Below are 11,759 nucleotides of genomic sequence, written 5' to 3'. Positions count from 1 at the left end.
TCAGCGCTCGTCCTCTAACTTCTCGACCCGCCGTTCGAGTCGTGCGATCCGCTCCTCGTAGCCGCGCTTGCCGTCGAGGAAGTAGAAGAGGGCGACGATGACGAGGATCGGGATCGCGAGGTAGATCACGAATAGCACCAGCAGCACCAGCAGTTCGGGAGCGCCGGGGACGCCGGGAACGAACAGGGGATCCATGGCTGAGCGTGCCCGTCGCGTGTCATATAGCTGTCGATGGCCGGGGGCGTATCCCGGCCCGGACGCTCGCCGATCAGTCGGCCGGCGGGGCGACGAGGGCGCTCTCGTCGTCGGCGCTCTCGTTGCCGTCCGCGCCGTCGTCGGCCGGGTCGGCGTCCTCGGCCGCTTCGAGTATCGTCGCCATCGCCTCGAGTTCCCGCTCCAGCGAGTCGTCGCCGATAGCGTCGGCCTCGGCGGCGAAGTGGTCGCGGAAGTCGTCGATGCGCTCGGCGTAGGCGGGCGAGACCCGCAGGTCCGCCGACTGGCGCTCCCACTGGCCGAGGTCGGGCGCGTCGGTCCGTTCGAGGCCGTCGTCGGGGACCTCGGGGTCGTCGCCGGCGAGCGCGGCGCGCTCGTGGTCGATCCAGTTTTGCATCAGGGTGGCGTACCGCGAGAGGGCGACGGCCTTGCGGACGCTGTCGGTCTCGAAGTACTCCGGCTCGCGGTCGTCGAACGTCACGCGCTCGGTCGTCTCGTGGCGCTCGCCGTCGCGGTCCTCGTAGCTCGCGGTCAACGCGAGGTCGGGGTCGTCGCCGGTCCGGTTCAGTTCCAGCAGGACGACCCCACCCTTGCTGGCGCCGTCCTCGGTCGGCGAGGGGAACAGCGTGTTGACCGACATGAGTTCGCCGGTCGCTCCGTCGGCGTCGGGCGAGCCGTACACCGCCTCGATCTCGTAGCCGTTCGACTCGACGGCGAGTTCGAGGTCGTAGACCATCGGGGTCACCATGTACTCGAACTCCTCGCCCATCCGCTCCTCGAAGTCCTCGGCGGAGTGGACGGCGTAGTAGTTGGCGCCGCGGACGGCCGTGATCCGATCGACGAGTTCGGAGTTGAAGTCCATCCCGACGCCGACGAACGTCGAGTGGATCCCGCGCTCGGCGTCGGCTTCGAGGCGGGATTCGAGCCCGCCGGAACTCGTGTCGCCGACGTTCGGCATCGCGTCGGTGAGGTAGACGATCCGGGTGTCGTAACCCTCCTCGTCGGCGTACGGTTCGACCATCTCGCGGGCCGTGTCCATCCCGGCTTCGAGGTTCGTCCCGCCGTCGGCCTCGATCGAGCGCACGTCGTCCGCGAGGGCCTCGCGGTCGCGCTCGTCCAGCCGTTCGAGGGGGACGACGGTCTCGGCCCGACGCTCGAAGGTGACGAGACCGAAGCGGTCCTCGTCCTCCAGTTGGTCGAGGAGCGCGACGGTCGCCTCGTTCGCGGCCTCCATCTTCGGCTTCGTCTCGGGTCGCTCGGCCTCGGGGTCGTCGCGGTCGTAGTGGTACTCGGCCATCCCGGAGTCCATCGACCCGGAGACGTCGAGGACGACCACGAGGTTGAGCTTCTCGCGCTCGAACTCCTCGGCGTCGACGTTGGAGTTGAGCCCGACCGAGAGGTACCGCTCGGTCTCGTTCGAGAGCGGATCGGCCGTCACCGCCCGGCTGTAGGCCGGACAGAACAGCTCCTCGCAGTCTCTATCGCCCGTCTCGAAGTAGTAGTCGTAGAACAGCCCCTCGTGGGTGACGTCCGATCGCAGCGGCAGGTTGCCCGCTTCGACGTTGTCCCGGAAGTTGTCGACGTCCTGTGCGCCGCCGACGGCGTAGCCGAGGTCCCCGGCGTCGTCGCCGCCGATACCGGCGTCCTGTGCGCCCGAACAGCCGGCGAGCACGAGCATCGCCGCGACCGCGAGCGTCGCAACCGTTCGCACCCGTCTCCGTTGTATCATGCGCGATGCGACGGTTCCGGCTTACTAACAAGTTTTCCAAGGTACAACTTCCGTTTCAGCTAGCTCGGTCGCCTCGCCGCCGCGCGAACGCCGATCCGCGGCGGCGAGGCGACACCGCGGGGATTTTGAACTGGCGGGGTAAACCTCCCGCCAATGGACGACGAGTTACGGACGCGCGTCGAGCGCGAAGCCGAGAAACACGCGCTGTTGAACGCCGTCAAGCACGAGGGAGACGCGAACGTCGGCGCCGTCATGGGGCCGCTGATGGGCGAGAACCCCGACTTCCGCGAGCACGCCGACGAGGTGCCGGGGGTCGTCGGGGGCGTCGTCGGCCGGGTCAACGACCTCGACTACGACGAGAAGCGTGCGCGCCTCGAGGAACTCGCCCCCGAGGAACTCGAAGCGATCGAGGCCGAGGACGAGGGGGACGAACACGCCCTGCCGGACCTGCCGAACGCCGACGACTACGACGAGGTCCGGATGCGCTGTGCGCCGAACCCGAACGGGCCGTGGCACGTCGGCCACGCCCGGATGCCCGCCGTCATCGGCACGTACAAGGAACGCTACGACGGCTGGTTCTGCGTCCGCTTCGACGACACCGACCCCGAGACGAAGCGGCCGGACCTCGACGCCTACGACGCCATCCTCGAAGACGTCGAGTACCTCGGCTTCGAACCGGACGCGGTCTACCGCGCGAGCGGCCGCGTCGAGACCTACTACGAGCACGCCCGCGACCTGATCGACCGCGGGGGCGCGTATACCTGCTCGTGTCCCGGCGACGAGTTCTCGGAGCTGAAAAACGCCGGCGAGCCGTGTCCCCACCGCGACAAGGGCGTCGAGACGGTCCGCGAGGAGTTCGAGGCGATGGTCGACGGCGAGTACGAGGCCGGCGAGATGGTCCTCCGCGTGAAGACCGACATCGAGCACAAGAACCCCGCGCTCCGCGACTGGGTCGCGTTCCGGATGGTCGACACCCCTCACCCGCGCGAGGAAGCCAGCGAGTACCGGTGCTGGCCGATGCTCGACTTCCAGTCGGGGATCGACGACCACCTGATCGGGATCACCCACATCATCCGCGGCATCGACCTGCAGGATTCGGCGAAACGCCAGCGGTTCGTCTACGACTACTTCGACTGGGAGTACCCCGAGGTCGTCCACTGGGGCCACGTCCAGGTCGACGAGTACGACGTGAAGATGAGCACCTCGCGGATCACGGAGTTGATCGACGCGGGCGAACTCGACGGCTGGGACGACCCGCGCGCGCCGACGCTCGAGAGCCTCCGGCGCCGCGGGATTCGCGGCGAGGCGATCACCGACGCGATGGTCGAACTCGGCACCTCGACCAGCGACGTCGACCTCGCGATGAGTTCGATCTACGCGAACAACCGCGACCTGATCGACGACGACTCCGACCGGCGCTTCTTCGTCCGCGACGGCGTCGAGGTCCAGCTCGCCGGCGACGCGCCCGCCGAGGCGAACCCGCCGCTGCACCCCGACCACGCCGAGCGCGGCGTCCGCGAGATTCCGGTCGGCGACGCGGTCCTGATCGAAGCCGACGACCTGCCCGACCGCGAGGCGCGCGTCTGGCTGAAGGGCCTCGGCCCCTTCCGGTACACCCGCGACGCGTTGCAGTACACCGGCGAGGACATCGAGGTCGTCCGCGAGGAGGGCGTCGACGTCGTCCACTGGGTTCCGGCCGGCGAGAGCGTGCCGGTCCGGATGCGGACGGTCGACGGCGACGTCTCGGGGCGGGCCGAACCCGGCGTCGCGGCATCCCCGACCGACGAGGTGGTCCAGTTCGAGCGCGTCGGCTTCGTCAGAGTCGACCGCCACGAGGACGACGAGACGGTCGTCTACTACGCGCACCCCTGAGCGCTCGCGCGTCGGCCCCGGCGTCGCCGCAGTCCCCGTCACGGTGTGACGGCGGCCCGCCGTGAGCGACGCCCCGTTCGATTGGCCCTAGATCCACCCGACTACAACCCGTCCTCTCGACGACGACAAACGATATAACCTGTCGGCGAAAGGTACGTATATGGCGGTCGGTGGTCTCGGGCGCCGTGACCTCCTGGCGTTCCTCTACGGTCTCGTCGTACCGACGGGAGCGCTGTACGGACTCGTCGGTGCCGCCACGATCCTCCCGCTGCCGGCGAGCGACGCGACCTTTTTCGCCCTGTGGCTCCCGCTGGTGTTCGTACCCGGCGTCTGGCTGGTCGCGAGCGTGCGGCTCGGCGTCGGCTCGCTCGTCCCCGGGGCCACGCTCGGGGTCGTTACCGCTTTCGTGATCGCGCCGTCGATCCGCGACGATCCGACGGCCGTGGAGGTCGCCCTCGGCGCGTTCGCCGTCCTGACGGTTCTCTCCGCGGCCGTGGTCGGACTGCTCGTCGCGCGTCGTCGCGGCGCCCCCGTCGCGATCGAGCGCGACGCGTGGCGCCACTGGCTGGTCAGTCTCGGCTTCCTGTTCGCGATGACGCTCGTCGTGCTCATCGTGGACTCCTCCTCGTACTGGTACCAGACGGCCGCGTTCCCCCAGCAACTCGCGCTCGGGCTGTTGCTCACGAGTCCGGCGATCGGCTTCGGGGTCGCCGCCGCGACGGGCGTCCACCCCAGACCGTTCCTGACTGCCGCGGTCGCGCTCCCGTTCGTCACCCCCTTCGCGTCGGTTCCGGAGGCGTTCGTCTTCGACGAGGGGACGGTCGTTCTGGCCGGGACGGTCGCCGGCGGAGTCGCCCTGGGGGTAGTCGGCGAGACGGTCCTGCGCCGGTGAGCGCCGTCCCACCCGGGGCGAGATTCACCCGGACCCGCCGGTCGGGTGTCGACGGGCGGTCGTTCGAAAGCACGGGCACCGATCCGGTTCGGCGGCTACGGTCCCCGCCCGGATCTCCCGCGGTCACTTCTCCTCCAGCAGGTCGTCCGCGCTGTCAGGCAACGGGTCCGCGACGACGCCGTCCTGTCGGCCGAGCACCCGCGCGTGCGCCGCGCAGACCAGCCGGTTGTCGTCCCACGGGACGTGCAACTCGACCGCGGCGGGGCGGTCACAGCCCTCCTCCGAACACTCCATGCGCGGCCGTACGCGCGCCGGCGTTACGGCGTTTTCGCCGCTAGAGGGCGAAGACGGCGACGAGAAAGCCGAGGAGAATCGTGGTCGTCAGCAACACCTGAATCGCCGTCGAGGCGAGGACGCCGACGGTGGCGTAGCCGGCCGCCCGCGCGCTGCGGTCGACGTCGCCGCCGGCGGCGACCTCCAGCAGGAACACCGTCCCGAAGAGGCCGACGAGCAGCCCCAGCGGGCCGGCGACGATCATCAGCGCGACCCCGACGGCGGCCGCGACCGCCGTCGTCCGCCACGAGGCGCCGCCGGCGCGGGCGGCGGCCGACCCAGCGAAGTACTCCGCGAGCAGCGTCAGGACGCCGAGGAGCGTGAGCACGGCGAGCGCGAGCGGGCCCGGCGCGGCGAACCCCGAGCCCCACCAGTAGAGGTACACCCCGGCGAGCGAGAGGCCGCCGCCGGGGACCAGCGGGACCACCGTGCCGACGACCCCACCCACGAGCAACGCGACGGCGACGACCGTGACCGCGTCGACCATGCTCGTGGGAAATACGGGACGGGTCAAAGGCGTACCGTCCGCGGGCGCTCGGGCCCGGGTGTGCAAGTCGAACTCGGGGGCCGACGATACTCGCGACCGGCGCCGAAGGACTGCCGCGAATGCCGACAATTATGCTCCCGAGCGAGAACGGTCGAACGTGACAAGGGGAGCGATCATCGTCGGCGGCTCGTCGGGGATCGGCGAGGCGCTGGCTCGAAAACTGGCCGCCGACGGGTACGAGATCGGTCTGGCGGCCCGGCGAACGGAGCGGATGCGGGAGATCGGCGCGTCGCTGCCGACGCAGGCGTACGTCGCGACGCTGGACCTCAGGGACACCGCGGACGCCCGGCGCGGGTTCTTTCAGCTCGCCGACGCGATGCCGTCGGTCGACGTGGTCGTCCTCAGCGCCGGCATCGGCCACGAGAACCCCGCCCTCGAGTGGGGCCCGGAGTGCGAGACGATCGACGTGAACGTCCGCGGCTTCGCGGCGCTCGCGACCGCGGCCGTCGAGTACTTCGAGGCGAACCCGGTCTGCGCGAGCGACGTCGACGGCCACCTCGTCGGCATCTCCTCGGTGGCGTCGGCGTTCGGCAACGGCGCGGCGCCGGCGTACAACGCCTCGAAGGCGTTCGTCTCGACCTACCTCGAAGGGTTGCGCCACCGGCAGGCGGGCCGCAAGACGGACGTGGCGGTCACGACCGTCGAACCGGGGTTCGTCGACACGGAGATGGCGATGGGCGAGAACCTCTTCTGGATGTGCTCGCCGGAGACCGCGGCGAGACAGATCGCCCGCGCGATCCGGAAGCGCAAGCGCCACGTCTACGTCACCCGGCGGTGGCGGCTCGTCTCGTGGCTGCTCCGGGCGACGCCGGAGCCGCTGTTGCGCCGACTGTTCGCCTAAAAGCGCTCGCGGACCTCGCTGGCGGCCTCGCCGCCGTAGCGGTCGACCAGCGGGACCAGCGCGTCGCCGAACGCGCGCATGCACCCGCCCGGCGAGTGGTAGCCGAGTCGGTCGGCGACCGCCGGCCACGGCCGCCCCTGCAGCCCCCGAAGAACGAGCAGGCGCTCCTCGCGGGCCGAGAGGGCGACGCCGTCGGGGTCCTCGACGAGGGCGCGGACGATCAGCCGGCGGAACGGGCCGGGGTCGACGTCGAACAGGCCGGGGCCGTAGGCCGCGCCGGCGACGACGCGCCACTCGCGGTCGTCGAGGGACAGCGGCGGCGTCGCCGCGACGCTCCGGAGCGTGGCGCGCGCGACGTCCGGGTCGAGGTCCGACAGCGCGTCCGAGCAGACCGCGGGGAACCGGCGCGCGAACCAGTCGGCGTGGCGGTCGCGCAACCGCCGGCCCGCCTCGCTCGTCGGCCGGAGCAACAGCGCCGAGTACTCCCCGCTCGCGTCGTTGCGCGTCGTCGAGAGGTGGACCGCGCCGTAGCCGTTGTCGGCCCAGAAGTCGAGCAGGCCGGGCGTCGCGCCGAAGCCGGTGCCCAGCCAGTCGACCGCGTCCGCGAACTCCGCGCGGACGCGCGAAAGCAGGTGCGAGCCGAGTCCCCGCGAGCGGACCGCGTGGTGGGTGGCGATCCGGACGACGCGCAGCCCCGCGGGCTCGCCCGCGGCCTCGTCGCGGAGCTGACTGGTGAGCACGTCCGGGAGCATGTTCCCGCGGATGCGCCCGCCCTCGTACATCATCGCGCGGTCTTCCGGGGCGAGGTCGCCCTCGCGGGCCAGCAGCGCGACGCTCGCCACGTGGCCGTCGAACAGCAGGGCGCGCGCCTCCAGGTTCGGGGCGTCGAGCAGCCGCGCGAGGTCGGCCGGCTCCGTGCGGTAGTGGGCGAGCACGAGCAGGCCGAACGCCTCCCGCAGCAGTCGCTCGTCGTCGAGCAGGGCGTCGGGGTCGAGCCGCCGGTAGGAGACGGCGTCGGGGGCCGCGCCGCGGACGGCCGGCTCGACGGGCGGGCGCGCGTCGAGCAGCAGGGCGCGGAACGCCCACACCTCGACGGGGTCGCCGGCGGCGTACCGGATCGGTTCGGCGAGCGAGACGTCGGTCACCGCGTGCTCGCCCGCTGCCAGCCGCTCGCGGAAGCGCACGGAGAAGCCCCGGCCGGCGCCCTCGTAGCCGTGGATCGTCGTCGCGAAGCCGATCCGGTCGGCCGCGAGCAGCGATTCGAGGCGCCGGACGGGCAGCGCCGCGGCCTCGTCGACCAGCAGGACGTCCGCGTCGGCGGCCCGGTCGACGGCGGCCGCGGGGTCGCGGTAGCGAACGCGGCCGCCCGCGGCGGTCTCGACGTCGTCGTCGGCCGGCGCGTCGCCCTCGACCGCCGCGACCAGTTCCCGCGCGCGGGCGAACAGTTCGGCGGCGTTGCGCCGCGAGGGGGCCGTCACGAGCACGTCCTCGCCGTCGAGGGCGAAGCAGGCCGCCGCGAGACCGGCGGCGCTGGACTTGCCGCGGCCGCGGTCGGCTTCGAGGACGACCGCGGCCGGCCCCGCGTCGAGCGCCTCGAAGGCGGCGAGCGCGTCGGCCTGATCGCGCGTGTAGCAGGCGTCGTAGGCGGCCGCCGGGAACGCGGCGTCGGCGGGCCGCTCGACCGGCGCTCGGGGCCGGGCGGGCGGCGGGTCGGTCAGCCCGTCGTCTTCGACCGTCCCGGCGTCGACGTCGACGGTCGCGACCCCGCGGTGGGCCCGGAGCGTCTCGACCAGCCGCGTGCGGAACCGGCCCGCGACGTCGTCGACGTCGAACGGCGGGACCGCCAGCGACTCGTCGAAGGCGTCGCGGCGGTCGGGCCACGCGTCGAGCGGCGGCGCGAGCAGGACGAGCAGTCCCCCGCCGTCGACCGCGCCGACGACGCGCCCGAGCGCGTTCGGGCGCAGCGCCTCGTGGGCGTCGACGATCACGACCTCGCGGGTGGTTCCGAGCAGGCGGCCGGCGTTCGACTGGGGGACGTGCTCGCAGCGCAGGCGATCCTCGGGGCCGACGAGCGTCGTCTCGGCGATGCCCACGGGGAGCGCGTCGAGGGCCGCGGCGAGCGCCTCGTAGCCGCGCTCGCGGTCGCCGGCGAGGACGAGGAGGCGTCGCTCGTTCGCCCGGCGGGCCTCGCGGCGCAGGTCGGCGGCCAGCGCCGGCACCGGTGGCTCCATGCGGGGTCGTTGGGTCGCCCGACCGTAATACTCCCCGGTCGGTCGGGCCTGTTGGGAATGCGGACGGTTGGCACCCCCTCGAACGTTTGAAAGGGCTTTTAAGGGGGGCAGCGTTACTGAGTCGTACACCCTACGCGGGGTTGATGATGCTCCTAGCCGCACAGGACCTCCGCCGGGATCCAGCCCCGGCACGGAGTCTCCCGACTCCGGACGGCAGGGGAGCGCGAGCCCGCGCGTAGGAGAGGTGAACAACCAATGGCAGTCTACGTAACCACAGAGATCCCAGCCGACCTCCAGGACGACGCCCTCGAGGCGCTCGAGGTCGCACGAGACACGGGCAGCGTGAAGAAAGGAACCAACGAAACGACGAAGGCGATCGAGCGCGGCAACGCCGAACTCGTCTACGTCGCCGAGGACGTCTCGCCGGAGGAGATCGTGATGCACCTCCCCGAACTGGCCGACGAGAAGGGCATTCCCGTCGTCTTCATCGAGACGCAGGACGACGTCGGTCACGCCGCCGGCCTCGAAGTCGGCTCGGCCGCCGCGGCGATCGTCAACGCGGGCGAGGCCTCCGGCGACGTCGACGACATCGCCGACAAGGTCGAGGAACTCAACTGAGGTGACTCTGGATGAGCGCTGAAGAGGGAGAAAGCGGTTCCACGCCCGCCGAGGTCATCGAGATCGTCGGCAAGACCGGCATGCACGGCGAGGCCATGCAGGTCAAGTGCCGGATCAAGGAGGGCGAGAACCAGGGACGTATCATCACCCGAAACTGCCTCGGGCCGGTCCGCGAGGGGGACGTACTCCAGCTTCGCGAGACCGCCCGCGAGGCCGACTCGATCGGAGGGCAATAATGGTCGAGAAACGCACCTGCGACTACACGGGCGAGGAGATCGAGCCCGGCACGGGCATCATGTACGTCCGCAACGACGGCACCGTACTCCACTTCGTCAACTCGAAGGCGGAGAAAAACTACATGCTCGGCCGCGAGCCCCGCGATCTCGAGTGGACCGAGGAGGGCCGCCGCGGCAAGGGTCCCGCTCAGGCCGAGACGCCCGCCGACGAGTCCGCCGGCGCCGGGAGCGAGGACGAGGACGTCGCCGGGGAGACCGAGGATACGGAGCAGGACGTCGAGGAGGAAGTCCCGTCGACCGAGGCCGAGGACGCCGAGAACGAGGACGAGGCCGCCGAAACCGAAGCCGTGGAGGACGAGGAATGAGCGAGCACGAGCGCACCTTCGTGATGGTCAAGCCCGACGCGTTCGCGCGCGGGCTCGTCGGCGAGGTCGTCTCCCGGCTCGAAGAGCGCGGGCTCAAACTCGTCGGCATCAAGGTCGAGACCATGCCCCGCGAGCGCGCGGAGGAACACTACGCCGAACACGAGGACAAGCCGTTCTACGACGACCTCGTCGACTTCATCACCTCCGGCCCCGTCGTCCCGATGGTCTGGGAAGGACAGGACGCCACGCGTCAGGTCCGCCGGATGATCGGCGCGACCGACCCGCTCGAAGCCGATCCCGGTACGATCCGGGGCGACTACGCGCTCGACCTCGGCCGGAACGTCGTCCACGCGGCCGACCACGAGGACGAGGGCGCCAACGAGCGCGAGATCGCGATCCACTTCGACGAGGACGAACTGATCGACTACGACCAGCACGACGCGGCCTGGCTGTACGAGTAGTCGGTAGCCGGCGCCTTCTGCCGCCGCGGCCCCGATCCGGCACGGAGAAGTGTCGACGACGCCGTTTTCCGACGCCTGCCCGCGTGCGACACCCCGAGTAAACGTCACGTTAGAGACACACGTAACAGCTAATGTGACGGCTGTAGTAGAGGTGCGTGGTGGTTTCGAATGGTAACTCACGGTAGGTGGTTCGCGGATGCGTAACTCCGAGCGGGAGTCCGCGGCGGTGGCCGCGGGGCCGCTCCCGTCGCTCGACCTGGTGTTCGACGTCCTCTCCGACCAGCGACGACGGTACGCGCTGTACTACTTGTACGACGCTCCGGACGGCGTGGCGACGGTAGACGAGATCGCGGATCACGTCGTCGCGCTCGAAGCGCCGCCGGAGCACGCCGAGGACCATCGGTTGCACGTCCTCACCTCCCTCCAGCACGTCCACCTGCCGAAACTGGAGGACGCCGGGATCGTCGAACACGACGCGCGCAGCGAGACGGTCCGCTACTGGCGCCAGCCCTCGCTCGAGGAGTGGCTGGAACACGCCCAGCACAAGGAACTGGCCTGACGGGTCCGGCGCCGCGTTCTCGCCGTCCTCGCCGTTCGAGCCGCCGCTCGCGTGAAAGGTTTAACACGTCGCCTGTGGTGGTACCGCCGGGAGGAGTCCGAACCGAGGTACGGGACCGCGTCGGTGCGGCGTGGTACCGTATCACTCCTCAAAACTTAACAGGCGAGCGAACGATACCGAACACGGGTGTTCCATCATGACTGAGCACGAACTACCGGACCTTCCGTACGACTACGACGCACTGGAGCCGGCGATCTCCGAACAGGTCGTCACCTGGCACCACGACACACACCACCAGGGCTACGTCAACGGCCTGAACTCCGCCGAGGAGGAACTCGCGCAGAACCGCGAGGAGGGCGACTTCGAGTCGACGCCCGCGGCGATGGAGAACGTGACCCACAACGGCTGCGGGCACTACCTGCACACGCTGTTCTGGGAGAACATGTCCCCCGAGGGCGGCGGCGAGCCCTCGGGCGACCTCGCCGACCGCATCGAGGCCGACTTCGGCTCCTACGAGGCCTGGAAAGGCGAGTTCGAGGCCGCCGCGGGCGCCGCCGGCGGCTGGGCCCTGCTGGTGTACGACCCCGTCGCGAAGCGGCTTCGCAACCTCAAGGTCGACCGCCACGACCTCCACGCGCTGTGGGGTGCCCACCCCATCCTCGCGTGTGACGTCTGGGAGCACTCCTACTACTACGACTACGGCCCGGATCGCGGCAGCTTCATCGAGGGCTTCTTCGACGTGATCAACTGGGACAAGGTGAGCGAGGAGTACCAGAAGTGTCTCGACCACTTCGAGTAGGCGACGAGCCGTAGCCCTCACGTTTTTTCGACGTCGCGCCGCCCAGCGTCGCGGCTGCCACCC

The 11,759-nt window shown here is 70.6% G+C and carries 14 protein-coding genes; 9 read left to right on the top strand and 5 right to left on the bottom strand.

From position 1 onward, the window contains the following. Complete coding sequence (locus NKG98_RS04750; protein WP_254768515.1) at positions 1-195, bottom strand: hypothetical protein; 195 nt, start codon at positions 193-195, stop codon at positions 1-3. Positions 196-268: 73 nt separating this feature from the next. Beyond that, positions 269-1,942 (bottom strand): vWA domain-containing protein, encoded by a 1,674-nt coding sequence (locus tag NKG98_RS04745; RefSeq protein WP_254768514.1) that lies wholly within the window; start codon positions 1,940-1,942, stop codon positions 269-271. 153 nt (positions 1,943-2,095) lie between these two features. Between NKG98_RS04745 and NKG98_RS04740 the strand changes: the two genes are divergently transcribed. Next, a complete protein-coding gene (locus tag NKG98_RS04740) occupies positions 2,096-3,814 on the top strand; it encodes a glutamate--tRNA ligase (RefSeq protein WP_254768513.1) in 1,719 nt (572 codons plus the stop codon). A 160-nt stretch (positions 3,815-3,974) separates the two neighbouring features. Then, positions 3,975-4,706, top strand: coding sequence for a hypothetical protein (locus NKG98_RS04735; protein ID WP_254768512.1), 732 nt, complete (start codon positions 3,975-3,977; stop codon positions 4,704-4,706). Between the two features lie 123 nt (positions 4,707-4,829). Here the strand turns inward: NKG98_RS04735 and NKG98_RS04730 are convergent, their stop codons facing one another. Next, positions 4,830-5,000, bottom strand: coding sequence for a DUF8014 family protein (locus NKG98_RS04730; protein ID WP_254768511.1), 171 nt, complete (start codon positions 4,998-5,000; stop codon positions 4,830-4,832). 40 nt (positions 5,001-5,040) lie between these two features. Beyond that, entirely contained in the window at positions 5,041-5,526 is a 486-nt protein-coding gene (locus NKG98_RS04725) for a DUF456 domain-containing protein (RefSeq protein WP_254768510.1), read from the bottom strand. A gap of 157 nt (positions 5,527-5,683) precedes the next feature. On the opposite strand from NKG98_RS04725, the gene NKG98_RS04720 reads away from it, so the two are divergent. Beyond that, positions 5,684-6,427: an SDR family NAD(P)-dependent oxidoreductase gene (locus NKG98_RS04720; protein ID WP_254768509.1), complete on the top strand. Its 744-nt coding sequence runs from the start codon at positions 5,684-5,686 to the stop codon at positions 6,425-6,427. Here the strand turns inward: NKG98_RS04720 and tmcA are convergent. Beyond that, positions 6,424-8,658 carry a tRNA(Met) cytidine acetyltransferase TmcA gene (tmcA, locus tag NKG98_RS04715; RefSeq protein WP_254768508.1) on the bottom strand — a complete coding sequence of 745 codons (2,235 nt, stop codon included), beginning with the start codon at positions 8,656-8,658 and terminating at the stop codon, positions 6,424-6,426. The genes NKG98_RS04720 and tmcA overlap by 4 nt on opposite strands. Before the next feature lie 255 nt (positions 8,659-8,913). Here tmcA and rpl7ae point away from each other — a divergent pair, with 255 nt between their 5' ends. The 6 genes from rpl7ae to sod all read left to right on the top strand — a co-directional run bounded on the left by rpl7ae (position 8,914) and on the right by sod (position 11,696). Beyond that, a complete protein-coding gene (rpl7ae, locus tag NKG98_RS04710) occupies positions 8,914-9,276 on the top strand; it encodes a 50S ribosomal protein L7Ae (RefSeq protein ID WP_254768507.1) in 363 nt (120 codons plus the stop codon). A gap of 11 nt (positions 9,277-9,287) precedes the next feature. Further along, positions 9,288-9,512: a 30S ribosomal protein S28e gene (locus tag NKG98_RS04705; RefSeq protein ID WP_254768506.1), complete on the top strand. Its 225-nt coding sequence runs from the start codon at positions 9,288-9,290 to the stop codon at positions 9,510-9,512. Beyond that, positions 9,512-9,877, top strand: a complete 366-nt coding sequence (locus NKG98_RS04700; protein ID WP_254768505.1) for a 50S ribosomal protein L24e — start codon at positions 9,512-9,514, stop codon at positions 9,875-9,877. The genes NKG98_RS04705 and NKG98_RS04700 overlap by 1 nt, the downstream gene beginning before the upstream one ends. Continuing rightward, a complete protein-coding gene (gene ndk / locus NKG98_RS04695; protein ID WP_254768504.1) occupies positions 9,874-10,338 on the top strand; it encodes a nucleoside-diphosphate kinase in 465 nt (154 codons plus the stop codon). The genes NKG98_RS04700 and ndk overlap by 4 nt, the downstream gene beginning before the upstream one ends. A gap of 196 nt (positions 10,339-10,534) precedes the next feature. Next, positions 10,535-10,897: a DUF7344 domain-containing protein gene (locus NKG98_RS04690; protein ID WP_254768503.1), complete on the top strand. Its 363-nt coding sequence runs from the start codon at positions 10,535-10,537 to the stop codon at positions 10,895-10,897. Between the two features lie 196 nt (positions 10,898-11,093). Further along, positions 11,094-11,696: a superoxide dismutase gene (sod, locus tag NKG98_RS04685; protein ID WP_254768502.1), complete on the top strand. Its 603-nt coding sequence runs from the start codon at positions 11,094-11,096 to the stop codon at positions 11,694-11,696. Positions 11,697-11,759: the final 63 nt, after the last annotated feature.

Source organism: Salinilacihabitans rarus, assembly GCF_024296665.1.
Taxonomy (GTDB): Archaea; Halobacteriota; Halobacteria; order Halobacteriales; family Natrialbaceae; genus Salinilacihabitans; species Salinilacihabitans rarus.
This window is presented reverse-complemented; position numbering and strand designations above follow the sequence as displayed.

Coding starts and splice junctions, on each gene's coding strand:
- NKG98_RS04750 (WP_254768515.1), bottom strand. CDS start 195: ATGGATCCCCTGTTCGTTCCCGGCGTCCCCGGCGCTCCCGAACTGCTG.
- NKG98_RS04745 (WP_254768514.1), bottom strand. CDS start 1,942: ATGATACAACGGAGACGGGTGCGAACGGTTGCGACGCTCGCGGTCGCG.
- NKG98_RS04740 (WP_254768513.1), top strand. CDS start 2,096: ATGGACGACGAGTTACGGACGCGCGTCGAGCGCGAAGCCGAGAAACAC.
- NKG98_RS04735 (WP_254768512.1), top strand. CDS start 3,975: ATGGCGGTCGGTGGTCTCGGGCGCCGTGACCTCCTGGCGTTCCTCTAC.
- NKG98_RS04730 (WP_254768511.1), bottom strand. CDS start 5,000: ATGGAGTGTTCGGAGGAGGGCTGTGACCGCCCCGCCGCGGTCGAGTTG.
- NKG98_RS04725 (WP_254768510.1), bottom strand. CDS start 5,526: ATGGTCGACGCGGTCACGGTCGTCGCCGTCGCGTTGCTCGTGGGTGGG.
- tmcA (WP_254768508.1), bottom strand. CDS start 8,658: ATGGAGCCACCGGTGCCGGCGCTGGCCGCCGACCTGCGCCGCGAGGCC.
- rpl7ae (WP_254768507.1), top strand. CDS start 8,914: ATGGCAGTCTACGTAACCACAGAGATCCCAGCCGACCTCCAGGACGAC.
- NKG98_RS04705 (WP_254768506.1), top strand. CDS start 9,288: ATGAGCGCTGAAGAGGGAGAAAGCGGTTCCACGCCCGCCGAGGTCATC.
- NKG98_RS04700 (WP_254768505.1), top strand. CDS start 9,512: ATGGTCGAGAAACGCACCTGCGACTACACGGGCGAGGAGATCGAGCCC.
- ndk (WP_254768504.1), top strand. CDS start 9,874: ATGAGCGAGCACGAGCGCACCTTCGTGATGGTCAAGCCCGACGCGTTC.
- NKG98_RS04690 (WP_254768503.1), top strand. CDS start 10,535: ATGCGTAACTCCGAGCGGGAGTCCGCGGCGGTGGCCGCGGGGCCGCTC.
- sod (WP_254768502.1), top strand. CDS start 11,094: ATGACTGAGCACGAACTACCGGACCTTCCGTACGACTACGACGCACTG.